This window comes from Mucilaginibacter pallidiroseus (assembly GCF_007846085.1).
Classification (GTDB): domain Bacteria; phylum Bacteroidota; class Bacteroidia; order Sphingobacteriales; family Sphingobacteriaceae; genus Mucilaginibacter; species Mucilaginibacter pallidiroseus.
Genome location: NZ_VOEJ01000010.1, coordinates 49806 through 74461, shown reverse-complemented (window position 1 = coordinate 74461; position 24656 = coordinate 49806). Strand labels below are relative to the sequence as shown.

Annotated in this window: 33 protein-coding genes; 20 read left to right on the top strand and 13 right to left on the bottom strand. The window is 42.7% G+C overall.

Annotated elements, in window-relative coordinates; translation table 11 throughout:
* Positions 1-83: 83 nt before the first annotated feature.
* The 4 genes from FPZ43_RS17885 (at position 84) to FPZ43_RS17880 (ending at position 2143) form a co-directional block, all read left to right on the top strand.
* A complete protein-coding gene (locus FPZ43_RS17885; protein WP_146271970.1) occupies positions 84-701 on the top strand; it encodes a hypothetical protein in 618 nt (205 codons plus the stop codon).
* A 63-nt stretch (positions 702-764) separates the two neighbouring features.
* Complete coding sequence (locus tag FPZ43_RS19625; RefSeq protein WP_261381133.1) at positions 765-893, top strand: hypothetical protein; 129 nt, start codon at positions 765-767, stop codon at positions 891-893.
* A 4-nt stretch (positions 894-897) separates the two neighbouring features.
* Complete coding sequence (locus FPZ43_RS19375) at positions 898-1071, top strand: hypothetical protein (RefSeq protein ID WP_186458760.1); 174 nt, start codon at positions 898-900, stop codon at positions 1069-1071.
* Between the two features lie 4 nt (positions 1072-1075).
* Positions 1076-2143 (top strand): DUF932 domain-containing protein, encoded by a 1068-nt coding sequence (locus FPZ43_RS17880; RefSeq protein WP_146271968.1) that lies wholly within the window; start codon positions 1076-1078, stop codon positions 2141-2143.
* A gap of 130 nt (positions 2144-2273) precedes the next feature.
* Here the strand turns inward: FPZ43_RS17880 and FPZ43_RS17875 are convergent, their stop codons facing one another.
* Entirely contained in the window at positions 2274-2537 is a 264-nt protein-coding gene (locus FPZ43_RS17875) for a hypothetical protein (protein WP_146271966.1), read from the bottom strand.
* A 155-nt stretch (positions 2538-2692) separates the two neighbouring features.
* On the opposite strand from FPZ43_RS17875, the gene FPZ43_RS17870 reads away from it, so the two are divergent.
* Positions 2693-3610 (top strand): DUF5677 domain-containing protein, encoded by a 918-nt coding sequence (locus FPZ43_RS17870; RefSeq protein ID WP_146383297.1) that lies wholly within the window; start codon positions 2693-2695, stop codon positions 3608-3610.
* A gap of 211 nt (positions 3611-3821) precedes the next feature.
* On the opposite strand, the gene FPZ43_RS17865 is transcribed toward FPZ43_RS17870, so the two are convergent.
* From FPZ43_RS17865 to FPZ43_RS17835, 7 genes are read right to left on the bottom strand one after another with little or no spacing between them, the layout of a single operon-like run.
* Positions 3822-4466, bottom strand: a complete 645-nt coding sequence (locus tag FPZ43_RS17865) for a metallophosphoesterase family protein (RefSeq protein ID WP_146383296.1) — start codon at positions 4464-4466, stop codon at positions 3822-3824.
* Positions 4466-5224 (bottom strand): metallophosphoesterase family protein, encoded by a 759-nt coding sequence (locus FPZ43_RS17860; protein WP_146271960.1) that lies wholly within the window; start codon positions 5222-5224, stop codon positions 4466-4468. Before FPZ43_RS17860 ends, FPZ43_RS17865 begins: the two co-directional genes overlap by 1 nt.
* A 2-nt stretch (positions 5225-5226) precedes the next feature.
* Entirely contained in the window at positions 5227-6312 is a 1086-nt protein-coding gene (arsB, locus tag FPZ43_RS17855) for an ACR3 family arsenite efflux transporter (protein WP_146383295.1), read from the bottom strand.
* 22 nt (positions 6313-6334) lie between these two features.
* Entirely contained in the window at positions 6335-6751 is a 417-nt protein-coding gene (locus FPZ43_RS17850) for an arsenate reductase ArsC (RefSeq protein WP_146383294.1), read from the bottom strand.
* A 32-nt stretch (positions 6752-6783) separates the two neighbouring features.
* Positions 6784-7278: a GNAT family N-acetyltransferase gene (locus tag FPZ43_RS17845; protein ID WP_146271954.1), complete on the bottom strand. Its 495-nt coding sequence runs from the start codon at positions 7276-7278 to the stop codon at positions 6784-6786.
* A gap of 18 nt (positions 7279-7296) precedes the next feature.
* Complete coding sequence (locus FPZ43_RS17840) at positions 7297-7854, bottom strand: DUF6428 family protein (RefSeq protein ID WP_146383293.1); 558 nt, start codon at positions 7852-7854, stop codon at positions 7297-7299.
* 55 nt (positions 7855-7909) lie between these two features.
* Complete coding sequence (locus FPZ43_RS17835) at positions 7910-8239, bottom strand: ArsR/SmtB family transcription factor (RefSeq protein WP_146271950.1); 330 nt, start codon at positions 8237-8239, stop codon at positions 7910-7912.
* Between the two features lie 207 nt (positions 8240-8446).
* On the opposite strand from FPZ43_RS17835, the gene FPZ43_RS17830 reads away from it, so the two are divergent.
* Genes FPZ43_RS17830 through FPZ43_RS17810 form a run of 5 tightly spaced genes read left to right on the top strand, consistent with a single transcriptional unit; the run spans position 8447 to position 11801 of the window.
* A complete protein-coding gene (locus tag FPZ43_RS17830) occupies positions 8447-9136 on the top strand; it encodes a DUF547 domain-containing protein (protein WP_186458759.1) in 690 nt (229 codons plus the stop codon).
* Positions 9129-9464, top strand: a complete 336-nt coding sequence (locus tag FPZ43_RS17825; protein WP_146271946.1) for an arsenosugar biosynthesis-associated peroxidase-like protein — start codon at positions 9129-9131, stop codon at positions 9462-9464. Before FPZ43_RS17830 ends, FPZ43_RS17825 begins: the two co-directional genes overlap by 8 nt.
* Complete coding sequence (arsS, locus tag FPZ43_RS17820; protein ID WP_261381132.1) at positions 9464-10513, top strand: arsenosugar biosynthesis radical SAM (seleno)protein ArsS; 1050 nt, start codon at positions 9464-9466, stop codon at positions 10511-10513. The genes FPZ43_RS17825 and arsS overlap by 1 nt, the downstream gene beginning before the upstream one ends.
* Positions 10514-10524: 11 nt before the next feature.
* On the top strand, positions 10525-11187 hold the full coding sequence (locus FPZ43_RS17815; RefSeq protein ID WP_186461888.1) for an aquaporin: 663 nt from the start codon (positions 10525-10527) through the stop codon (positions 11185-11187).
* 20 nt (positions 11188-11207) lie between these two features.
* Positions 11208-11801 (top strand): TIGR04282 family arsenosugar biosynthesis glycosyltransferase, encoded by a 594-nt coding sequence (locus FPZ43_RS17810; protein WP_146383292.1) that lies wholly within the window; start codon positions 11208-11210, stop codon positions 11799-11801.
* Here FPZ43_RS17810 and FPZ43_RS17805 read toward each other — a convergent pair.
* Positions 11798-12490, bottom strand: a complete 693-nt coding sequence (locus tag FPZ43_RS17805; RefSeq protein ID WP_146383291.1) for a TIGR04283 family arsenosugar biosynthesis glycosyltransferase — start codon at positions 12488-12490, stop codon at positions 11798-11800. The two genes, FPZ43_RS17810 and FPZ43_RS17805, sit on opposite strands and share 4 nt — an antisense overlap.
* 72 nt (positions 12491-12562) lie before the next feature.
* Here FPZ43_RS17805 and FPZ43_RS17800 point away from each other — a divergent pair, with 72 nt between their 5' ends.
* Positions 12563-13039, top strand: coding sequence for a TlpA disulfide reductase family protein (locus FPZ43_RS17800; protein ID WP_146383290.1), 477 nt, complete (start codon positions 12563-12565; stop codon positions 13037-13039).
* Here FPZ43_RS17800 and FPZ43_RS17795 read toward each other — a convergent pair.
* A complete protein-coding gene (locus FPZ43_RS17795) occupies positions 13023-14012 on the bottom strand; it encodes an NAD-dependent epimerase/dehydratase family protein (protein ID WP_146383289.1) in 990 nt (329 codons plus the stop codon). The genes FPZ43_RS17800 and FPZ43_RS17795 overlap by 17 nt on opposite strands.
* A 12-nt stretch (positions 14013-14024) precedes the next feature.
* The gene (arsM, locus tag FPZ43_RS17790; protein WP_146271936.1) at positions 14025-14996 is read right to left on the bottom strand and encodes an arsenosugar biosynthesis arsenite methyltransferase ArsM; all 972 of its coding nucleotides are present in this window, start codon (positions 14994-14996) and stop codon (positions 14025-14027) included.
* Positions 14997-15167: 171 nt separating this feature from the next.
* Between arsM and FPZ43_RS17785 the strand changes: the two genes are divergently transcribed.
* The 9 genes from FPZ43_RS17785 (at position 15168) to FPZ43_RS17745 (ending at position 21602) form a co-directional block, all read left to right on the top strand.
* The gene (locus FPZ43_RS17785; RefSeq protein ID WP_146383288.1) at positions 15168-15869 is read left to right on the top strand and encodes a sterol desaturase family protein; all 702 of its coding nucleotides are present in this window, start codon (positions 15168-15170) and stop codon (positions 15867-15869) included.
* A 516-nt stretch (positions 15870-16385) separates the two neighbouring features.
* Positions 16386-17243, top strand: a complete 858-nt coding sequence (locus tag FPZ43_RS17780) for an SDR family oxidoreductase (protein WP_146383287.1) — start codon at positions 16386-16388, stop codon at positions 17241-17243.
* A 2-nt stretch (positions 17244-17245) separates the two neighbouring features.
* Positions 17246-17500, top strand: coding sequence for an Atu4866 domain-containing protein (locus tag FPZ43_RS17775; RefSeq protein ID WP_146383286.1), 255 nt, complete (start codon positions 17246-17248; stop codon positions 17498-17500).
* Positions 17501-17513: 13 nt separating this feature from the next.
* Positions 17514-18428 carry a helix-turn-helix domain-containing protein gene (locus FPZ43_RS17770; protein WP_146383285.1) on the top strand — a complete coding sequence of 305 codons (915 nt, stop codon included), beginning with the start codon at positions 17514-17516 and terminating at the stop codon, positions 18426-18428.
* 440 nt (positions 18429-18868) lie between these two features.
* A complete protein-coding gene (locus tag FPZ43_RS17765) occupies positions 18869-19672 on the top strand; it encodes an SDR family oxidoreductase (RefSeq protein WP_146383284.1) in 804 nt (267 codons plus the stop codon).
* On the top strand, positions 19669-20103 hold the full coding sequence (locus FPZ43_RS17760) for a DUF2147 domain-containing protein (RefSeq protein ID WP_146383283.1): 435 nt from the start codon (positions 19669-19671) through the stop codon (positions 20101-20103). The genes FPZ43_RS17765 and FPZ43_RS17760 overlap by 4 nt, the downstream gene beginning before the upstream one ends.
* A 19-nt stretch (positions 20104-20122) precedes the next feature.
* On the top strand, positions 20123-20311 hold the full coding sequence (locus tag FPZ43_RS17755) for a hypothetical protein (protein WP_146383282.1): 189 nt from the start codon (positions 20123-20125) through the stop codon (positions 20309-20311).
* A 15-nt stretch (positions 20312-20326) separates the two neighbouring features.
* Positions 20327-20680, top strand: coding sequence for a hypothetical protein (locus tag FPZ43_RS17750; RefSeq protein WP_146383281.1), 354 nt, complete (start codon positions 20327-20329; stop codon positions 20678-20680).
* Between the two features lie 13 nt (positions 20681-20693).
* The gene (locus tag FPZ43_RS17745; RefSeq protein WP_146383280.1) at positions 20694-21602 is read left to right on the top strand and encodes a helix-turn-helix domain-containing protein; all 909 of its coding nucleotides are present in this window, start codon (positions 20694-20696) and stop codon (positions 21600-21602) included.
* Positions 21603-21690: 88 nt separating this feature from the next.
* On the opposite strand, the gene FPZ43_RS17740 is transcribed toward FPZ43_RS17745, so the two are convergent.
* Together FPZ43_RS17740 and FPZ43_RS17735 are read right to left on the bottom strand one after the other, a co-directional pair.
* Positions 21691-22554: a glycerophosphodiester phosphodiesterase family protein gene (locus FPZ43_RS17740; protein ID WP_146383279.1), complete on the bottom strand. Its 864-nt coding sequence runs from the start codon at positions 22552-22554 to the stop codon at positions 21691-21693.
* A 15-nt stretch (positions 22555-22569) separates the two neighbouring features.
* On the bottom strand, positions 22570-24618 hold the full coding sequence (locus FPZ43_RS17735) for a glycoside hydrolase domain-containing protein (RefSeq protein ID WP_146383278.1): 2049 nt from the start codon (positions 24616-24618) through the stop codon (positions 22570-22572).
* Between the last annotated feature and the right edge of the window lie 38 nt (positions 24619-24656).

Below are 24656 nucleotides of genomic sequence, written 5' to 3'. Positions count from 1 at the left end.
TGGAAAAATAGCTTTTTAAGGGAAGTCTTCGGGAAAAGAGGGAAATGAAAAACAAATTTTTTAACCCTTTAAAATCTTTTAAGATGAAAACAGCAGAAAAAAATGCGAACGGTGTACAAGGTGCAGCAGCAAAAGCAAACGAAGCGAACAGAACTCAAAACCGCCCGAGCCTCACCGGCAAAGAAGCTAAACAAGATGGAAACACAACCGATGAAAAACCCGCCCAGGGCTCGCAGGTTACAGAAGGTGCGCCTGCCGAGGTTAAGACCGATAGCACCGCTACAGTGGATCACCAACCCGTTAAGCCTGCAAACTTACCTGCCACCGAAGAAGTGAAAGCCGATGCACAGGCCGAACCCGTTAAGTCCGAGGAAGTAAAGTTTGAAGCTAAAAAGTTTGCGCTGAATTTAGAACAAACCTTAAAATCAGTAAACGATCTGCACCGCTTATCTATCCAGCGTTTAGCCCTGATAGCACGTATCAAGACCTTAGAAGATTTTGAAGTGCAACTACAGGAAGAGAACGACGAACTGGAAAGCAACCCGTACCAAGGCTGCAAACTCATTATTCAGGATGATAAACGCCGTGAATTCGTGACCAATACGCCGAACCTGATCCGCATGGTAGCGCAATTTATTTTTGATGCTTGCCACGAAAAACTGGCCGATATCGAGGCTAACATTGTCTTTCCGAACGCCTGAACAGGTATTGCTCCCGGCTTTTAGCTGGGGGCAATTTTAAGTTTCATCAAAACAGCAACTCCCATGTACGAGCAATTTATAGAACTGACCGACCAGCTATTTTGGGAAGGTTACGCCGAGCAGCTGGCGCAGGAGAACCCCGCACAGTTTCAAATGGAATTCAGCGACTTTTTGAACACCTATCAATATTAAGGCGATGGAAGACAAAATTTTCATACTGGTGAAAGTGGCCATACAAACCACGCACCCTAACATACACGACGCTATTGCAGAACTGCAAAACAGCGACGTTGCAATTACCAGCACCGACAATGTACAGGTGCTGCGTACCGAGATCATACCCATGAATACACGAACTCCTAAAAATTAAAGCTATGGCACATCAGATCAATTTCAATCAAAAAACAGGCAAACACAGTTTTATGAGTGTAAAGGAAAAGGCCTGGCACGGTCTAGGGCAGATCATTGACCGCTACCCGACCAGCAGCGAAGCAATACAGCATGCAGGTTTGGACTATATCGTAGAAAAACGCCCTTTGTTTACTTATGATACTGCCAACCATTTGGGTGAGGGCAGCGACGATATTTTGATACCCGAAGTAGAAGTACCTAATTTCTTTGCTACCGTACGGGCAGACACGGAGCAGGTTTTAGGCGTAGTCGGCAATGACTATGAAGTCGTGCAAAACCGTGATGCGTTTTCGTTTTTTGACGCGATTGTCGGCGGTGGCGAGGGCATCCTTTATGAAACGGCAGGTGCATTAGGCAACGGCGAACGGGTTTTTATTACCGCCAAGTTACCCGACTATATTCGTGTTGGCGTTAAGGACTGGATAGAGCAGTATTTGTTTCTAACCACTTCGCACGACGGTTTAGGTAGTATAACGGCAGCATTTACGCCAATCAGGATTGTATGTAACAACACGCTTAATGCAGCCATGCGTAATCATTCAGGAGCAATTAAGATACGGCATACCGCCTCCGCAGCTGAGCGGTTGAAGCAAGCGCATACGCTTATGGGTATAAGTAGAGAATTAAGCCACGAAATGGAAGGCTTGTTTAACCAGTGGGCAAAAGTCCGCATTACTGACAGGGAACTGAAAAAGCTGATACAGATCGCTATGGCACCCAACAAGGAAGTAGTAGAAAACTTGGCCGTAGGCAAATTGGACCAGCTTTCTACCCATTACACGAATATGGTAGACAGCGTTTATGAGTATGCTTTAGGCAGCCCGACCCAGCAGATCGAGACGACCGCAGGAACAGTGTTTGGCGCGTACAATGCCGTGACTGGTTACTTTCAAAACGTACGCAGCTTCAAAAACGACGAAGCAAAATTTAAGTCCATCATGGACGGCACGGCTAAACAAAGGGCGCAGGTTGCATTTAATTTGTGCAAGGAATTTGCAACTCATGGCGGTGAAGCTTTAAATTACAACTAAGTGAAGGGTAAGGGGGAGCGATCCCCCTTGTTTTTAAAAATTGCCGGACGGCGGGCTATCGCCCGCCCGTTTGAGGACGCCCCCTGTTTCCTGATTGTTGATGATTATGGTGAAAACAGGGGGCGGGGATTTATGATGATTTGTTGATCTCCTTTGCAGGAATTTCTACGGCATACCGCATGGACTCCGCATAAAATTTCTCTGTTCGCTCCCTGGGCTCACCCTTAACCAGAAATCTTCCATCTTTCAACATAAAGTGGAATTCAGCACCGTCGAAAATGAAGAGCTTAGTTTGCAGGAAGTTTTCTGCTTCTTCAAGATTATCAAAGTCCGTACGGCATACAAGAAAGCCGTCTGGAGAATGATAGAAGACTGAGTATATTGTTGGAGCCATACGTATAGGTTTTACGCTAAGATCGGATTTTTTGTTAGCTTGCCACAATCTTAGCCGAACTTACGGCTAATTGTGATAAGGTTTAGGTTGAAAGTCCCACGCAGCGAGTGCTGTGGGACTTTTATTATTTTTATGCAACCTTTAACCGCTGAGCTATGAATGACAACACGTTAATAAAAAACCATTTACTGATTATTCAGAAGCATTTTAAGAATTATAATTCTGTCCCTTCCCTTGACTTGAAGACCAATGTTTACCAATCTGTGCTTATAGCTTCATTTGCCAAGGCGTTGGAGTTTAATTTGTTTCTATATAAAAACAGGTCTGCTAAGAACAGTTTTTTTCACTCGCCTTTTCTTCGTGGCTTATGTGAAGATCTGATCACCCTAAAGTTTATCGGTAAGAACTTTTCCTATGATAAAGAACAGCTAATTGAGAGCTATATGTTTTACCTCTTGCTTCATTCGATGCTTGCTCAAAAATCTTTTCTGGATAAGGCGGTTCCCTTTCAGCAATTCCCCTTATTTAAAGATTTAGACACATTAATTGAGACCCGTGAGGCTGAACTGAAAAATCTTATGAAGAATAATGGTTTGAATAAAGAAAGGCTGTTCCCAAGTGTAGAGCACATGGCCATAGATGCACAATTAAAACATCTGTATGATTTCTTATATCATGCAACTTCCCGGATGGTTCATTTTAGTCCGAACATACTTTTACGAATGGGTTGGTATAAAAAAGACGGACCCACAGTCTTCTCTACCCACAATTTCCATAAATACTATGATCAATTCAATAAATTTTACGCTGCGTATTTATTATTAGAATTCTGTGATTCCTTTAAAAAGCAGATGAAGTTTAAAGAAGATATTTTAAAGGAATTTAAGCAAATCAAAAAAATTCTGCTTGCTGACGCATTCTATCCTGAACTCGTCACATTTAAGGAATTGAATATGAAACGGCCAAGCAACTTATTTATAAATTTTCTTACGGAATTGGCTAAGCAAAACCCTGATAGAGATGTGGCCAACGACCCTGAAATCAAAAGGGTTTTTGGTAAACTAAATATGTAGGGCAGAAAATTTTAAAAGAAAAAAGAGAAAAAGAAAGCAATTGTATTTGCCCAGCAAATCCAAAAGGAAACGGAATAAATCCCGGAGGGTGAAGCGAGAATTCCATAGCTTCATTATGCCGTAGTCTTTTGGCAATATTCCTTGTCCTAATAGTGATGGGCAAAAATTCACTTTTGTTTTTCGCTTTTGATCTTTACGACATTTAAAAAGGCTAATAAGCTTTTATTATTCTTTCTGCTAGTTCATCAGGCAACGGACTGTCAATAATTGCATTGGCCGCCTTTTCAATATCGTAATTAAAGCGGATAAAATCTACTGTAATATCAGTTCCAACGTTTAGTATAACATAACCGCCACGCGGGTCGCCGTCTTTGGGCTTACCGACAGAACCGGTGTTGATCACCTGCTTATCGCTGAAGTTGCGGTGATAGGGCAAATGTGAGTGAGCCACACAAAGGATATCGGCTTTAGCAGCATCCATCATTTGGATGACCTCATATTCGGGCATTTCTTCCAACACGTATTCGTCGATCTTGCGCGGGCTGCCGTGTACCAGCAGGATCTGAAAATCGGCATAATCCAAGCGGATGTGCGCAGGTAAGGTATCGAGATAAGCTCGGTTGTCGGCCGTCACCAGTTCGTAAGCATAGCCTTTGGTCTTTTCATCATGGTTGCCTTTCAGCGTCGCGATACCGCGTTTTCGAATTTCGGCAATGATCTCATTCGGCCAAATATTATAGCCGATTAGGTCGCCCAGGCAATACACCACAGCTGGCTTTTGTTCGTCCAAACTGGCCAGCAACGCCTCAAAGGCAGGCAAGTTGGCGTGTACATCGGAAAAAAGTGCTATTCTCATCAGCCGTTCCTTAACATGTTTGCGTATTCATTCGGCAGCGGGCTGTCTTCAACGGCTTTAGCCGCCTTTTCAATGTTATAATCAAAACGGATAAACTCTGCTTTGATGCTGTCCTTATCGGTTTTAGAACTATTCTCTGCAATGTGCAACAACACATAACCGCCTCTTGGGTCTTTGTCTTTTGGTTTACCGACTGAACCAATATTGATGGCATGGTAGAACTGCTCATTCGCAGACAGCACACGGTGATACGGCTGGTGCGTATGGCCAAAACATAATACATCTGCATCCGCTTGTTCCATGATGCGCAGCATACTTTTTTCTTCCCTATCCTCAAACAGGTACTCATTCACCTTGCGCGGGCTGCCATGGACCAACAGCACATTTAACTTATCGTTGTTTAATTGGTATTCCAGGCGGATATGTGCCGGTAAGGTCCTCAGGTAAGCCCGCTGCTCATCTTTTATGATCTCATTGGTATAGCTGATGGATATTTTACCCATCGCTTTTTCTTCATCGGTCTTATAAGCGCAGCCGCAATCGTCGCTATGACGGCCAATACCAAAGTCATAGTTACCGGTAATGCAGGGAATGCCGCGTTTTCGAATCTCATCGATCACTTCATTCGGCCAGATGTTATAGCCTACCAGGTCGCCGAGGCAATAGATGGCATCAGGGTTACGGGTTTCCACATCGGCAAAGAAAGCTTCCAATGCAGGCAGGTTGGCGTGGATATCAGAGAATAAGGCGATTTTCATATTCAGGTAGTTGGTACGGTAGTTTTATTAGCGTAATATTTTTTGCGGAACCAAAAAGCGAGATTGACCAGCGCGATCAGCGCAGGCACTTCCACCAGCGGGCCGATCACCCCGGCAAAGGCTTCACCGGAATTGATGCCGAATACCCCGATAGCGACTGCAATGGCCAGTTCAAAGTTATTACCGGTAGCAGTAAAGGCGATTGAGGTGCTGCGTGAATAGTCCGCACCAAATGACTTACCGATAAAGAAGCTGGCAATAAACATGATGGTAAAATAGATCACCAATGGTATCGCGATACGTACCACGTCAAAGGGTATCTGTACGATTAAGTTGCCTTTCAGACTGAACATGACTATGATGGTAAACAGCAGCGCGATGAGCGTAATGGGCGAAATGAAAGGCACGTATTTGGTATTGAACCATGTTTCGCCCTTCAGTTTAATGAGCGCATAGTGGCTGATGACACCTGCGGCGAATGGGATGCCTAAATAGATACCCACAGATTTGGCAATCTCCCCGATGGTAATATTGACCGCCAATCCTTTCATGCCGAACAAGGGCGGCAGGAAAGTAATAAACACATAAGCATAAACACTGTATAATAATACCTGGAAGATGCTGTTCAGGGCAATTAGTCCGGCTGCATATTCGCGGTTGCCTTCAGCTAGTTCATTCCAAACCACCACCATCGCAATACAGCGGGCAAGACCGATCAGTATCAATCCGACCATATAATCCGGGTGGTCACGCAGCAAGGTAATTGCCAGGATGAACATCAGTATAGGCCCGATAATCCAGTTGAGCACCAGCGAGGCGCTCAATACCCTGGTATTGCGGAACACTTCGCCCATATTCTCATATTTTACTTTAGCCAGCGGCGGGTACATCATTAATATCAAGCCGATAGCTAACGGGATATTTGTCGTGCCATTTGAAAAAGAGTTTATAAAGGTAGCGGTCGAAGGAATATAATAACCCAGGGCCACGCCGATAGCCATCGCCAGGAAGATCCATAATGTCAGGTAACGGTCGATAAAGCCTAATCGCTTTCTATCATGCGCCGGTGCGCAGTCGTTTGCACTCATAAGTTTTGTTTATGGTTGATATTTAGTTCAAATGTTGTTGAGCGAAGTTCTTTGCATAGAACTTGATCAGCTCTCGCACCCGGCGAAACTCGTTCATGACTGCTTCTGGTGTCCCCGTGGTTTTGGCCGGATCAGGAAAATTCTCATGATACCGCTCCACCTTGCCGGGAAAAAACGGGCAGGCTTCGTTATCATTGTCACATACCGTGATTACGTGATCAAACCGTATGGCATTATACTCGTCAATATGATTGGAAGTGTGTTTAGAGATATCAATGTGATCTTCAGCCATTACGGCAATGGCTTTAGGATTCACGCCGTGGGTTTCGATACCGGCGCTGTAGATCGTCGCTCGGTCACCTGCGAATTGACGGAGGTAACCTTCAGCAATCTGGCTACGGCAACTGTTTCCCGTACATAGAACTAGTATATTCTTCATTTTATAAATTGAATTGTCTTTTCTTGCGGTTTTTAATCAATTCCAACTGAATTACTCCTTTTTTCAAGGATGTATACGTCCCGCCACACGCCATACTGCTTTGCGACCCTTTCACGATATCCGATAATGCGGAATCCCAGTTTCTCGTGAAGCTTAACGCTCGCCTCATTCTCAGGAAATATACCGGCTTGCAGCGTCCACAGGTTCGCCTTCTCACTTTCTATGATCAGGTGTTGTAAAAGTGCCTGGCCAACCTTTTGCCCGCGAAAAGTTTCGCTCACGTAAATGCTGACTTCTGCAACTCCGGCATAAACGCAACGATTGGATACAGGGGATAATGCAACCCACCCAGCTACTTTACCCGCGTCGGTTATAGCTATAAAACGCAGGTCAGCTAAATGGCTTTTGTTCCAGTCTTCCCATTCAGGAGCTTCAGTTTGAAAGGTCGCCTGACCGGTAGCGATGCCCTCCAAATAAATTTTTCTAACATCCGGCCAATACGCAGGTTGTAAGGCAATAATGTTCATCGTTACATCCTGATTAAGTTAGCAACAACCAGAGCCAGGAGCGCAACTTGGTGCTTCAGCAACCAAATTTTTCAGCTGAATTTTCGGTTTCACTTCCACGGCAGGCGTGCAGCACTCTTCTCCTTTTTCGTTAGTGCCACAACTTCCGCCACGAGTGATCGCCTTGCATTGAACCGCATCCGGACGGAGATCCACGATCAAATTTTCACCGTCTATTCTTAATTCTTTTGGCAGCATCTGACGAGTATCAAACTGCGCGTTTCCAAATTCAATCTTTACTATGGCATTAGGGTTAAGCGGAAGCGCTTTCTCTACGAGGTCTACTATAGACAATGCCTTGCGCACTTTCATTGACCGTAATTGATGTTCTTCCTCCGGAACCCATAATTGGACGATCACTTCAGTCCAGGCATTCATGACACCGCCACAATCGACAGAGGTAATCGGAGCTTGTTTAATTTCAGTGATATGGTAAGAGGCTTCTACCCATGTGTTTTCTGCATATTGAAATTGCAGGTCTAATGTTGGACTAGCCTGTAATTGTTCTTTGAAGGATTGCCATTTTAAAGGTTCCATAATTCGGATATTAAATTGTTTATTGCAATATTGCGATGATTATGTATAAATTTTTTTAACAACAGGATGTTGGAACTTTATAAAGGTTGAAAAAGTTGTTAAGCTGATCTTGTAGCAACGTCCATGCTTTAGGCTCAATACAATAGCAAATACTTACACCCTCTATGGTGCCTTGAATCAGCCCAGCATTTTTTAATTCCTTCAAATGCTGTGAGATGGTTGGTTGGGCTAATCCCAACTCATCTACCAAGTCACCGCAGATACAAGCATTTGCACTAATAATATGTTGAAGAATGGCGATACGTGCAGGGTGCGCTATAGCCTTCAGCATCACAGCCAACCTGTTCTGTTCTTCGGTGAATATTTCTGTTTTTGTTAAGCCCATACTTAATATTGCAATATTACGATTAATAAGTTATATATCCAAATTAAATCTTATTTCAGTTTCTTAAACCTTTATGACAATTTATTACGTAATTTATATATGCGTTTGAAACTCTCGTTAAGATATACTTTAATCTTGTTTTTTGTTTTTACTGGGGTATCGGTCAGTGCGCAAACCCAAAAAGTTAAAGCCACAGATTATATCAAGATGTCACAAAATTTTCTATATGCTGCCAAAACAGGAGATAGTACCGCAGCATTTATTGATACTCTAAAAAACTCAGATCCAAATATTTTAGCGGAGCAGTTGGATAATGACCATAAAAAACTGGCATTTTGGTTAAACCTGTATAACGGTTTTACACAAGTAATCTTAAAGAAGGATCCTGATCAGTATAAAACGCGCGGTTCTTTTTTTTCCAGTAAACAAATCTATATCGCCGGTCAGGAATTGAGCCTTGACCTGATCGAGCATGGGATATTACGCCATAGCAAAGTAAAATGGAGCGAGGGCTACCTGGGTAAACTTTTCCCTTCGGGTTTTGAAAAAAAGTTTCGGGTAGCAAAACTGGATTACCGCATTCATTTCGCTTTAAATTGTGGGGCTAAAAGCTGTCCGCCCATCGCTTTTTATGAGCCGGAACAAATTGACAAACAACTGAACGTCGCGGTTAAAACCTATTTAAAGGGCGAGGTAACTTATAGTAAATCGGCTAATACCGTGGAGGTGCCTGCATTGATGGGCTGGTTCCGTCATGATTTTGGCGGAAAAAAAGGTATGCTGGAGATTTTAATCAATAATAAGATCATCCCGGAAGGAACTAAACCAAGAATCCATTTTAAAAAGTACGACTGGAGTTTATATTTGAATAATTACAAATCTGAAAACAATGGCTGATCATTATTACAACGCTGAAGACCTCGGCAAATTTGGAAATATAGGGGATTATCAGAAAGAAATGGCCGACAAATTCTTTTCCTATTATGGGGAAGTATTTAAAGACGGCGCATTAACTGCTAAAGAAAAATCGTTGATCGCTTTGGCGGTAGCCCATGCCGTTCAATGTCCCTATTGTATTGACTCTTACAGCAGCGATGCCTATGAGAAGGGTTTTAGCGAAGCGCAAATGATGGAAGCGGTGCATGTAGCCTCGGCCATTAAGGGAGGCGCAGTACTGGTACACGGTGTACAGATGATGAACAAAGTGAAAGAAATCAGCATGTAATGATCAAATCCTTAAAAGTCCTGCAAAACCCATTAGCTAATAGTTCTTATCAGCTGGATATTCTGGAACATAGCCCCACGCATAAGCATACTTCGTTCAAAGATAAAGTTGCTGCAACCGGTATGTTCCCACTGTTAGCCGGTGGTGTAGATATTTTCCAGGTGAACATGGGTAAGATGTGTAACCAGGTATGCAAGCACTGCCATGTGGATGCCGGGCCAGACCGCAAGGAAATCATGACGCGGGAGACGATGCAACTTTGTTTAAATGTGTTAGCTAATTCGCGTATTAAAATTGTTGACCTTACAGGCGGCGCCCCCGAACTAAATCCTGATTTCAGGTGGTTTGTGGAGCAGATCAAAGCATTAGGGAAGCATATCATTGTGCGGTGTAACCTGACGATCATCTTAGCGAATAAGCGTTTTCATGACTTGCCTGAATTTTTCAAACTGCACCGGATAGAAGTAGTTTCCTCTTTACCCAGTTTCACGCAAGACAGGACGGATAAGCAACGCGGCGACGGCGTTTTTGAAGATTCCATTAAAGCACTTCAGATGCTGAATGCGGTTGGGTACGGCATGGCTGATACCGGGCTAACCCTAAATTTGGTTTATAACCCGGCAGGTGCCTTTCTGCCACCATCGCAGGATGCGCTTGAAAAAGAGTATAAGTTCGAACTGATGAAAAAATACAACATTAGTTTCAATAGCCTTTTTGCCATAACCAATATGCCCATCAGCAGGTATCTGGATTACTTGTTGACGACCAGTAATTACGATAAATACATGGATAAGCTTATTGCGGCATTTAATCCCGCGGCAGTAGCCAATGTGATGTGCCGCAATACCATTTCGGTAGGCTGGGATGGCTTTTTATATGACTGTGATTTTAATCAGATGCTTGACTTGAAAGTTACCCCTGCCACGTCACAGCACCTCGCAGATTTTGATTTGAGATTATTACAAAACCGTGAGATCATTTTGAAACAACACTGCTACGGTTGTACGGCGGGGGCAGGTTCGAGTTGTGGAGGTGCAGTCGCCGAATAAATATTGACCGAATGAAAAAATACCTGGCCGAGTTCATAGGCACATATATTATGGTCTTTTGCGGCACAGGTGCGGTCGTTATTGATGAACAGGTACATACTGTCACGCATTTAGGAGTTGCAGTTACCTTCGGCCTGGTTGTAATGAGCATGATCTACGCATTAGGTAGCGTTTCGGGTGCGCATATGAATCCGGCGGTAAGCATTGCGTTTACGCTGGCCAAACGCTTTCCGGCTAAATGTCTTATTCCTTATATTATTAGTCAGCTTACGGGGGCAACATTTGCCAGTTTAACCTTGAAATTTCTTTTCCCACATAATAAAGATCTGGGCTGGACCGTGCCTTCCGGCTCAAATGCACAGTCTTTTATTTTGGAACTCATACTTACCTTGATTCTAATGCTGGTAATTATCAACGTAGCCACAGGAAGTAAAGAGCAGGGTATGTTTGCAGGACTTGCCATTGGCGGTGTGGTTTTGTTCGAGGCGCTTTTCGCGGGGCCTATTTGCGGCGCATCTATGAATCCTGCCCGTTCTTTTGGCCCTGCGCTAATCACTGGGAATTTAAGCACCTTATGGATTTATATATTAGCGCCCGTTTCAGGAGCCGCACTCGCTGTGTTATGCTGGCGTTATTTTTTTAAACAACCCACCGAACTTAAAACGACAGCATGATTACCGATTTTAACAACGTAATGAGGACAGCACTAATTATATTTGTCAGACACCCGGAGTTAGGAAAAGTTAAAACCCGTTTGGCAAAAGGGATAGGAAATGAAAAAGCGTTGTCTGTTTACAATTTATTATTAGGCCATACCCGGCAGATCACGATTCCATTAAACTGCCGGAAATTTATATATTACACAGATCAGGTTATCGAACACGATATCTGGACTTTCCCCGGCTATACGAAAAGGCAGCAGTTTGGAGAGGACTTAGGCGCAAGGATGTCCAACGCTTTTAAAGAATTGTTTGAACAAGGTTTTAAACGGGTAATGATCATCGGCAGCGATTGCTACCAGTTACAAACACACACATTAAAGGAAGGGATAGACGCGCTGAATGATCACGATGTGGTTGTTGGGCCTACTTTTGATGGCGGCTATTATCTATTGGGTTGCAACCATTACATTCCTGAATTGTTCACGGATAAGGACTGGAGTACGGCTCAGGTCGCTACCCAGACGATTTCGACAATAAGCCAATTGAAACTAAACCATAGCTTACTTGAAAAATTGCATGATGTTGACGAAACTGCCGATCTGGAATTGAACGGAATAAGCATTTAACGGTAGTTTAGCATTTCTTTATATTTTGATACCATGCTTTCCTGGCTTGCTCCATTTTGATACATTTTGACGATAGTGTAGTTAGCTTTTTGAACCGTAAGCCAGCCATTGGTATCATACTTTCGCGCGGAAATCAATACGGGCTTCTTGATAATTTTGTAATTACCCTGCTTGCGAGCGCGGGCGCAAAACTCAAATTCTTCCATAATTTTCATGGTCCCGTCAAAACCGCCAGTCTGTTGAAACAGATCTTTAGTGATGAACAAGGTTTGATCGCCACCCATACCGCCGAACGTATCCAGTCGGCTCAGCATAGCATTTAACTTGAGCAGCCAGCTTTTGCTATCATAAGTAGAAAGATATCTACCCAGATCATATCCGGCTTTTATGGCGTTCGTAATGTCTGTTACGTAAGTCTCTGGCGGTAAGGTGTCTGCGTGAACGAAGTAAAGCAAGTCCCCATTAGCCAGTGAAGCGCCAAAATTCATTTGTGTTGCACGGCCTTTTTGAGGGCTGATAACGCCTTTTGCGCCGGAACTATTTGCCACTAACAAAGTATGATCACTGCTGCCGCCATCGACAACTATGATCTCTGCCAAACTACCTTTACCAAAGCGCGTTAGGTAATCCACCAGTTTGCCGATATGTTCAGCTTCATTGAAAACAGGAATGATAATGCTTATATTCATCGTTTAATGTACGCATCTAATTGGTTAAAATGTACGTATATCAATCAGTGCCCGTTAAAGTTAATTAAAGTCATGACAAATAAAATTTCCTATACGATTGCCTTTAGCTTGCTATTATCAGTAAGTTTAAAAGCCCAACAGGTTAAACTCATTTCGGTTTCCCAATTAGAAAGCCGCATGAAACAGGGGAAAGACACCACTTACGTGGTCAACTTTTGGGCAACATGGTGCAAACCATGCGTAAAAGAACTGCCCGAGTTTGAAAAATTTAAGGCATCGGTAAAGGGCAAGCCTGTTAAAGTGATCCTAATCAGCACAGACTCGAAATCTAAACTGGAAAGCGGCGTGCAACCCTTTGTTAAAACGCATCAATTAACCGGCGAAATTTACCTGCTGAACGAAGCACCAAATTCATATAATGAAAAAATAAGCCCTGACTGGTTCGGCGCATTACCAGGAACCCTAATTGTAAAGAACGGCAAAAAATGGTTTCACGAAGGGGCTTATACTTACGATGAATTGGCTACGGCTGTTAAACAGGCTGATTAAGCCAGTCGAGCGTTTTGCTTACTCCTTCACGTAAGGGCATTATCGTATAGCCTATTTCCTGTTCTGCTTTTTGAGAGCTGACGATCCAGTGTTTGTTGTATTTGCGTACAAATGGGGGTGTGATCATTGGTTGTTTTCCAAATAATTGAGCCATCACCACTTGTACGCGAGAGAGAAAAAGCATCACCGGCAAAGGAACATTGTACATTTTTCTTTTTACCCCGGTTAATTCATCTACCAGGCTGAAAAAGTCATTGTATGAAGCGTTAACGCCACCCAATAAATATCGCTCACCGGGTTTTGCTTTTTCCATCGCGGCTATCAGCCCGTTTATCGTATCATCTATGTAAACGTAATTGCCGATACTTTTGCCGTTGCAGGGTTTGATCTTCCATTGTCCGTTAATATACATCTTCATCAAACGGGTAAAGCCATTACTTTCGGTTAATATGCCTGGGCCATAAACCCTGCTGGGATTAACAATCACACCCATGATACCTTTGGGTATATAGCTTTTCAAAAGCATTTCGGCTTGTACCTTGCTTTGCTCATATAGGGTTTCCAGTTTTGGGTTAGCGTTCGTGCCTTCACACACTGGATTGCCATCTACGGAATCTCCTACAACTCCGGCAGTTGAGGTGAATAAAACGTCTTTGATGCCTGATGCCAGGCAAACGTCCAAAACATTTCGCAGCCCGCTCACATTGATCATGTGGAAGCTTTGCGGGTCTTTATGCCATACGGAGGCCAACGCAGCGAGATGGTAAACCTGTTGGCAACCCTTCATGGCAGTTAACAGGGATGGCGGATTTAAAATGTCACCCGCAAATAGCGTTATATTGGGGTCCTTCAACAACGACCTGCCTTTCTCCTTATCACGTACCAGGGCATGTATAGTGTGCCCGTCGGCAGCCAGCCGTGAAGCCAGTTTCTGTCCGATATAACCAGTAGCACCTGTGATAAATATCTTCATTATCAGTTTAAATTAGCAACAACCACCGCCGTCATAAAACCAGGTAGAGTTTGATATAAAAATGTCTTCACGATTTAACGCTGCCAGGTTTCCCGCCGTTTTGTCGCACACCGCCAAAGGTTGATTAGGCATTAGAATATGTCCTTTTTCATCATCGAAATATTCCTTTTCGCCATAATAAATAGCGGCTTTGCCGGTGAAAACGCATGGGCCGTCAGCAGGCATAGGGTCTTTAATAGCGCAAACTTCTACGCTCTCAATATAAAGTAACTCGTCCGTAGGATATTGTCCGGGAGCCAAAATACGGTAAGGCCTTTTAGCCCTTATCTCAATAGTACCGAAGCCAATATCGGTGATACTTTTAATATAATCACTTAATGATAGGGAGCCGGTCAGGCATAAGGCTCTTAACCTGTCATCACTGCGTAGGGCCTCGTTCATCGGCTGTTCGCAAACCGGATCAGACATCACCAAACGTCCGCCGGGCTTTAATACGCGGTATATTTCGGTTAAGGCTTGTTTTAAATCGTTTTCCTTAAAAATATTAAACAGGCAATTTTGCCCTGCTACATCGATGGAATTGTCTCCAACTGGCAAGTGAAGTGCCGAACCTTTGCGCAGATCAATAAATTCTTTCTTGAACCAAGGGTTCAACTGTTCAGCTTCGATCAGATTGGCAGCGCAGCTTTCCAGCATTTCCTCAACAATATCCACACCGATCACACCCTGTGGGTTTCTGTTGAAATAAGAAAACTGCAACAGTTCCATACCACCTCCAACACCTACGTAAAGAATCTTTGGTTCATTAGCCAGGTCATTAGCACTTACAATCGAGCCACAGCCATAATTCATTTCCTGCATGATCTTGGGTATTTTCAATCCCGGGAACGAATTTAAGGGGGTGGTAGTACAGCAAAGGCCAACATCGGGCTTTAAAGCCGCATCGCGATAGACATTTACAGTTTCTTCAAGATAATTATCCATAGTTATTTGGTTATAGAAAATATACGTTATTTGACGGCAGATAGCTTTTGAGTTTATCGAATAAAAAATGTTTTTTGGTTATTAAATCCTAATATCAGAATTTCATCGTAATTTAATAGGGAAAGAAATTCTTGAAACAGACCTCTATCACTTAACGGTAAGTTCCACGCCATGAATAATGTATTACAGCCATTAGCAATAGGTCTGCTCTTTGTATTAACTTACATTGCGGAGCATATTTTTCCGGAACAAAAAGGAATTTTAAAGAAGAGACATGATCTTATCAATATCGCCATTGGTATCATCAATTTAATATTTTCGTTTATTAGCGGCTATGGTTTGCAGAAGCTTATGAATTACGCTGCGGGACAGCATTTAGGCCTTGTTCATTTTTCAAACATTCCTGCATTACTATCAGTGCTTATGCAAATTTTCTTAATCGATTTTTTCGTTTATTGGTGGCATCGGATCAACCATAAAATACCATTGCTCTGGAAATTTCACAAATTTCATCATGAGGATGAAAGTATGAATTCAACAACGGCAGTCCGATTCCATACGGTAGAATTATTTTTTTCAATATTAGCAAAGGCGGTCTTTCTGGTGTTGATGGGCATTACAGTTACGGGATTGATAGCATATGGCATTTTGTTTTTCCCGGTTGTATTGCTCGTTCATTCGAATATCTGTATCAACACGAAGTTGGACTATAAGCTAAGAAGATTGATAGTAAGCCCATTAATGCACCGGATACATCATTCTAAAATAATCTCCGAAACCAATTCTAACTATGGTTCGATTTTCCCTTTTTGGGACCGGTTATTTAAAAGCTATACCAAAGCACCTACTTCAGAAATCAAATTTGGCTTATAAAATTTTGGTTTTTAATTTTCGATAGTAGCATCAATTTTATGTTTAAAGTGAGCAAAATCGTATATTTGTATAGTCAATAGGGCGTGTTACCTATGTAACTACCTTAAACAACGGCAACTAAAGCAAATCATTGTAAATCAATGATTTAAGGAAATAGGTTCGAGCCCAGGTGGGCGCACTGAAATCAAGCAGTTACACTTAGTGTAACTGCTTTTTTGTTTTGGCACCAATAAGACATCAAAAATTTACTCAAAATTTCCCAACAAGTAACTCAGCAACTACATAGCTTGGAACTATTAATAAAAGTCGAGTGTTGGCGAAAAAGCAGAAGTGGTTATTGGTAATCCAGGTAAATATCTACGTTCAACCCCGATAACAAAGTAAGTGACGTTATGGTGCGACAATAAATTATTGGCGTTTTTCTACCCGCCTGAGAAATGGCTACAACTATCCAAGGAACGGTTACATTGAGGACCATTGCATTGCGGACCTTTGTTTTATCAAATCATCATACAAATGACAAAAGAAACAAAGCACACAGAAAAAGTCTGGTTCGTGACCGGGGCTTCAAAGGGCCTGGGTGCCGACCTCGTAAAACAACTACTGGCCGACGGTTATAAGGTGGCCGCCACTTCAAGAAAAAAGGAGGCGCTAATAGAAGCAATCGGTGAGCATGAAAACTTCCTGCCATTGAATATGGACGTTACCGACGACAATGATGTAAAAAAAGTGATCGGTGAGGCAGTTGGCAAGTTTGGCCGTATCGACGTGATCGTAAACAACGCTGGCTTCAGTCAGATTGGTGCAGTCGAGGAACTTAGTGCTGCAGAGGTGCAAAGGAACTTTGATGTTAATGTATTTGGGCCTTTACACGTTATCCGCCATGCTGCACCTTATCTAAGAGCGCAAGGATCGGGTCACATCTTCAACATCGCATCTATCGGGGGCTTTGTAGGCAATTATGCGGCATTCGGTATCTATTGCTCTACCAAGTTCGCTATGGCCGGTTATACCGAGGCACTGGCTGTGGAGATGGCACCATTCGGCGTGCATACTACGCTGGTTTATCCGGGTTATTTCCGTACAAGCTTTCTGGAAAAAGATTCTGCCATGCTGCCTGCCAATGCCATAGACGCCTATGCCAATGCACGCGAGGTAGAGGCTCAGCACCTGAACGAGATCAGCGGTAACCAACCTAATGATCCTAAAAAGGCTGCAAGCGCATTTATTGAGCTAAGCAAACAAGAACAGCCTCCTGTGCATTTCTTTATGGGCGTGGATACGGCTGCATTGGTTAAAGGCAAAATCGATATTATTGAAAAGGCCTTAGCTGCAAACTTGGATTTGACCGAATCAACCGCAATAACAGAGTAATAATGGCAACGACTAAAGAAAATACAAAAGATTGCCTCGGCATGTGGGTTACCGCAGATGGCCATGTGCGCCAGGAGTTGTTGCCAAACGGCCGTTATGATGAAGCCCGTGGCAACCGCAAAAGCGCATACCAGGGTAAGTACTGGATTGAAGGCGACCATATCGATTACAAAGATGATACAGGTTTTACTGCTGATGGCGAGTTTCGCGATGGTGTTCTTTACCACGGCGGCATGATCTTTTACAAGGAAAAATAAATAATTTTATCTTATGCCTGGCACATTCCGTTTTCATACCCTATCAGACCTGCACTCCTATTATGGTTTGCCCGGGCCCGAACACCCTATGATAAGTTTGATAGATTACAGCAAGGTTAAATATCCTGATGATACCGAAAACTTAAAATGGCTGCAGGACTTTTATATGTTCGCGCTAAAGCGGAATGTGCAGGCTAAATTTAATTATGGGCAGCAACCTTACGACTTTGATTCGGGTGTGCTGTCCTTTTTTGCGCCGCAACAATTAATGCATGTGCAGATAAAGCCCAATGTGGAGGTTAACCAAACCGGCTGGCTTTTACTGGTTCACCCCGACCTGCTTTGGAATACGCCACTGGCCGCACAAATAAAAAACTACCAGTTCTTTCAGTATAAGGTAAATGAAGCTTTATTTCTTTCTGAGAAAGAAGAGGCTGTGATAGCCGAGATATTCCAAAAAATTGAAAAGGAATATCAATCGAATATGGACCGTTTTAGCCAATCGCTCATCATTAATCAACTGGAATACCTGCTGATTTACGCTGACCGTTTTTACAATCGCCAATTTCTTACACGCAAGATAACTAATCACCAGATTTTGGATAAATTGGAAGTTTTGCTGCAGGAGCATTTTGCGGAGGATAAACTGATTGAAAAAGGAATACCGACGGTACAACAGGTGGCTGATGAATTAAATATATCTGCCAACTATTTAAGCACACTGCTTAAGGTACTGACCGGGCAAAGTACCCAGCAATTTATTCATGACAAATTGATCGAAAAAGCTAAAGAAATGCTTTCGAGCACAGAACTGTCAGTATCCCAGATTGCTTATAGCCTCGGTTTTGAGCATTCGCAATCTTTTAGCAAGCTTTTCAAGGCAAAAACAGCTCTTACACCTATAGAGTTTCGCCAAGCGTTTAATTGAAGTTAAAGTAACCAATTGTAGAACTGGACAACTTGGCCAAAACCGTTGCTCTTCGGTTCAGATTTTATATTAAATAGCCAGTTATGCGGTCATACTTCGGTAGACTCGCTTTTTAAAGAACAAGCCTTGGCATGTTTGCTGAGGCCTGCTTTATTGAGCTCTAATGTGTATAAGTCTGCTGTTAAGGATCGATTTAAATTCATTCATTGTCCCTTTTCGCTTATTGATGCGTGATCTGAGGTGAAGAAGATTACGATCCCTTGAATATAACTGAGTTGCCATGTGTAATACTCGCAACAAACGTAGTAAATGGTGTAAGCGTTACCTATGGAAGATCATTGCCAACATTGGTAATTAGACTTTCGGCTACAACCTTGCGACTTTTGCATACGTCCTGCCCTCCCGCATTGTGCAACTTTGCTGTATAAAACAACAGCAATATGAATTTACAACGAAGCACTGTACTCATCACCGGCGGCACCAGTGGCATAGGACTTGAATTGGTTAGGCAGCTTACCAAAATTGGAGCCACCGTAATAGCCACCGGACGTGACTTAATTAAACTAACGGAAACTCAAAAGGAGTTTCCAAAAATTCACATCTTTCAAAGCGATGTAAGTGATGCCGAAAGCATCAGGAAGCTTTATTATAAGGTATCGCAACAATTTCCTGATCTAAATATCCTTATTAATAACGCAGGCGAAATGCGTTTGCTCGATCTGCAGGACACTACCCCAAGCTTGGAAAATATCACTCGCGAGATTGACATCAATCTTTCAGGCTTAATACAAATGACACATCAATTTTTGCCGTTACTGGCCAAACAACCATCGGCAGCTATTGTGAATGTTTCTTCGGGCATAGCTTTCATGCCCTTCTCGGTTGCGCCGGTTTATAGTGCCTCCAAAGCGGGTGTGCGTGCCTACACCCAGGCCTTGCGTTTGCAGTTAAAGGACACCAGCGTAAAGGTATTTGAAATGATCCCTCCAGGTGTTAAAACGAACTTGCAGAAGGACTGGGTACTGCCAACAGACTCAAACTCGTCCCTTACAATGGAAGCTGACAAAATGGTCAAGATAGCTATTAAAGGGATGCAGCAGAATAAGCCGGAGCTATATCCAACCTTAATAGGTGTAATCAGATGGGCAAGCAGGATAGTACCCGGCGCACTTATAAACTTTGGCCATAAAGAGTTTGAAAGATTTAAACAATTGAATATTAAAGCCAATAACCAAACAAAATGAAAAGAACAATCTTAGCGGTGGTCGTGCTTTTTGCAGCAATTACATCCTTTGGTCAGAAACTTCCGGCCGACCAAATTATTGGAACCTGGCAATGCCCCGACTACAAAATTGAGATTTATAAATCAGGCGATACCTATTCGGGAAAGCTTCTGTGGTCAAAGGATATGTTTGAAGCGGATGGGAAAACATCAAAGAAAGATAGGAGAAACCCCGACCCTAAACTTAAAGAAAGACTGGTACAGGGCCTTACCCATATCTCCGCACTTACTTTTAAGGATGATGAATATGTAGGTGGTAAATTGTACAGTGTTCAAGATGGCAACACTTACAGCATTAAGGGTAAATTGAATAGCATTAATGATCTTGAAACGCGCGGTTATAAAGGTGTACCAATGCTGGGAAAAACTTTTAAATGGAAACGCGTACAATAGCACATCAAACCCATTAAACATGAAAAACACACAAAACGACGAACTGTCAAGATTTTGGTTCATGGTCTGCAATGCCGTGCCGCCAGTGGGCATCTACCTATACTTTAAATACAAAAATTACTATCCTAATAAAGCAAAAAGAGCCTTAACCAGCGCGATGATCGGCATACCCATGACGCTGGTTATGAGTTATATACTAAATACCTAAATTATCAAATAAGCTATGGTCAGAAATATAATTGCCACCTTGTTGTTAATGGTAGCTGTATGTTTAAGTTTTAAGCATGCATGGGATACGGCACATTACCAGCGAAATCCCGAATCTTTCAAGATGATGGAAAGCCTTGGTATAAGCGTGTCCATGATTCCGGCCTTTGTAGCTTTGACTTTAGCTACAGGCATCCTGCTGCTAATTCCCAAGACATTCTTCCTGGGTAATATGGTCAATGCAATGTCTATCATACTGATTATGTGCCTGGCGCTACGGTCCGGCAATATCAAAATGGCCCTGATAGAAATCCCGTTCCTATTGATGCCGCTATTAATGATTTGGCTAAAATATCCCTTTAAAAATTAAACTATATTGCCTTATGCAAAATGCTAAGCCATACCGTATCAGTTCGATAACTGAGATACATCGCCTCATGTTGTTGCCTAAACCCCATCATCCGCTGATCAGTGTGGTTGATTTGAAAGGGCTGAAGAATGACCACGACATTGATGCAGTGGTGTTTGACCTTTACGTAATTTCGATGAAAAGAGGCTGTAATAACCTGATTTACGGCCAGCAAAAGTACGACTTCGATGAAGGCTTGATGGCCTTCTTATCACCCGGGCAAATATTGCGCGGAGATGAAAACGGCATTCCTGCCCAACTGGATGGCTGGATGCTGTTTATTCATCCTGATTTTTTATGGAATACACCGCTTGCCGCCAAGATTAAAAGGTATGAATATTTTGGCTACGCTACACATGAAGCTTTATTCCTGTCGGACAAGGAAGAGTCGGTCATAAATGATATTGTCAGAAACGTCAGGAACGAGTACAATTCTAACGTAGATAAGTTTAGTCAGGATATTATTATCGCTAACCTCGAAACGCTTTTAAACTACGCCGAAAGATTTTACCAGCGCCAGTTTATTACCCGAAAGGTCACCAATCATAAAATATTGGAGCGGCTGGAGACCATCTTAAACACATATCTTAATAACGAAGCGTTATTGTCAAAAGGAGCGCCAACCGTTCAATATCTCGCTGAAACACTAAATATGTCGTCCAAATACCTAAGCAGCCTCTTAAAGCACTTAACTGGTCAAACCGCGCAGCAGATAATCCACGAAAAAATGATAGATAAAGCAAAAGAGCAACTATCTACCACTGAGCTTTCTGTAAGTGAAATTGCTTACGGACTCGGATTCGAACATTCGCAGTCATTCAGCAAGTTATTCAAAAATAAAACCAAACAGTCGCCGCTGGAGTTTAGGGCATCGTTCAACTAAAGAACAATTAAGATTCGCTTAGCCCGTTCTTTGCATAAACGTTTTAACACCTGATATCGGCACTCGCGCTATGTTATGACTTATTTTCCTACTTATACAACTTGCGCGCCTTAAGGTACTTAATCATTTCTTTGGGCCGGTCCGTTTGTATTACGGTTGCGCCGTGCGCTATAAGCCAGTCCCAGCTGTCTTTAAAATTGCCGCCTTCTATGGCCGTATCATCATCATGCCCGGCATTAAGTGATGCCCATAGCGAGTTTAGCCATACGCGAGCGCCCTTGGTAGTTATAAATTTATTGTTGGCAAGTATGGCCGATGTATCCTTACCAAAGTTCATTTCAAAAGCAAAAGGCTTCATGTTTGCCAGGTAATCGTTGATGATTTGCTTAGCTTCAGGCTTACTTAAATTTACAATAGGCATGTATGTAATCTTATCCACAAGGTCGGGGTAGCGTTGCTTAAGCTCGGCATAGGTAACTTCTGCTTTAAATATTGCCTGTTTTAGTGTGCCTGTTTTTTGTAAAATAGCGTATGCTTCCTCATAATAAGGATAGCTTTTATCCAGGTTTACCATTACGCTTTTACCCCTAAGCGCAAGCATTACTTCCTCAAGTGTAGGAATAACATTTGGCGTAACGCGTCCAAGACCATTGCGCAAACCAAACTTTCTAATTTCTTCAAACGTGTAATCGCTGGGTTTCCCTTTACCATTAGTTGTGCGATCAATCGTTTGATCATGCATGATAATGATAACACCATCTTTGGTTTTACCCAGGTCGAGCTCTACAATATCTACACCCATATCTGCAGCATATTTAAATGCCAGTAATGAATTTTCGGGAGCATTACGCCAGTCACCGCGGTGCGCAGCAACCATAACTTTATTTTGCCCAGCAACATTATAAAATGTTGCGCTGAGTATGAGGCTTGTAAGTAATAGCTTAAGTTTCATTGTCTATTTAAATTTTTATTGCATATCTATCGATGATATCCACTGATTTTTCGTGCCCCATTCTTTGTTCGGCGTAGCAGATGCTGTGATGATCAGCTCCCCTCCTTTTGTGATTTCATCGTGTGTTAGCCAGTTTCGGGTTAGTGGCTTTCCATTCAGCTTCGCTGATTGGATATACTTATGTCCTTTGGCAAAATTCTTGACTTTTATAATAAAGGTTTTGCGGCCAGCGTTAAGTTCCACCTCGTTAAACAAGGGCACATTAAGATAATATACCGGCCAGCCCGAAGATGCCGGAAAAATCCCTGTGGCTGCAAATACATACCATGCCGACATTGCACCGGCATCGTCGTCCATGGTGCGCACATAGGTGTCGGGTTTATTTTGGTATATAACACCTACAAACGGATCTATCCCTCTGCTGTTATCATTAAAGTAATATTGCACAACCGTATCTGCGGCATATTTATTTACCAGCGCCTGCGATTTCCATGGTTCGGGCGTAAAGTTGTACATCAGCGGTGCCTGTATATCCGGCTCGTTAGCGTGGTTATAATAGTCGTTATCAAAAAACTCATTCAGCTGTTTTAAGTAAGCATCCTGGCCGCCTGTCAAATCAATCAAACCTTTGTTATCAAAAGGAACCAGCCAGCGGTATTGCCAAATAGTGCCCTGGTACATACCGCGTGCCGACACCCGGTCAACATCACGTTTGCTTAGATCTTTAAAATCCTTATTCCAATAGTTTTTATACTCCAGGGCTTTTAACTTATATTGCTGCGCAAGCTGTTTGTTTCCAACAATATTCATGATCTGTGAGAAAGCCCATGTGTCGTAGCTCGACTCTAATGCCTTGTCGGGATGGGTAAAATCAAGCTTATCAACTTCTGCTTTTAACGAGTCACCTATTGCTTTAAAATCCACCTTATATCCCTTGCGGTATGCATCGAGCAGTACAACAATAGCATGTTCTGTACGCACAGTGTTCGATGGCTCATGGTTGGTAGCATAATCTTTTTTGCCATACTTGTACATATTGGCTATCGAGGTGATCATGCTTTTATAACGTTCGGGATAAAGCAATGATAGCAGCGGAAGTTGTGTACGATAATTATCCCAAATTGCCCATCCGTTGTAAATAGCATTATCAGTTATTTGTATAGAGCCGTTTGTTGCGCGGTAAGTTCCGTCAGGCTCAGATACCAGATAAGGCGATTGTACAGTGCGATATAACAATGAGTAAAACAGCTTTTCGGTTTCGGGATCGCCCTTAACTTTTATACCACCAAGTATGCTATCCCAATCGGCACTGCTTCGCTTGCGGACACCATCAAAATCATCATTACGAAGGGATGCAATTGCGTGCGCTTCATCAACACTTGAAAATGCAACATGTACCTGCACCTGCTTTTCGTTATCATTTATGTAGCCCTGCAGTTTGTGCTCGCCCAAACTACTAAGCTGGATAGTGCTGCTAAACTTTATTGCATAATACACCCGGTACGTACCGGCTGCACATGTTGTACGCGCATCGACCCAACCGCTTATACCGCCGGGGATGTAGCGATGTTCTTCTGCGACAAAGGGATTGGCCAAAGTATGGCTTAAATCAATATAAAAACCCTTTTTACCTGCTTGCGGAAAGGTGTAATTTTCTATGCCGGCATTTTTCAACACAGCCATATCAGCCTTAATACCGTTTGCAAAGCCTGCACGGTAATATCCGGCACCCGCCTCTTCAGTAGTTTTGATGAGCGTGCAGTGTTCAGCATTATCGCCAATAAACGGCTTTATTAATATATTACCGCCACTACCCTGGCAACCTACGCCCTCAAAACGATTATGCGTAAAGCCCAAAAATATTTTGGCTTTATTTTCATACCCCATGTGAAGCTTTGGATAGGTTTGGGGGCCTATGCTCAGCATTCCAAATGGGTACGACGCTGCCGGCGACATCTGACCATGATCACCGGAAGAACCCAAAAATACATTTACATTATGGGCTACCTGTGCAAATGCAAAGTTGGCCAGGAATAAGAACAAGCACAGGAACAGTTTTTTCATAAGCGCAAAGAAATGAAAAAGGAGGAATTTCAATCCTC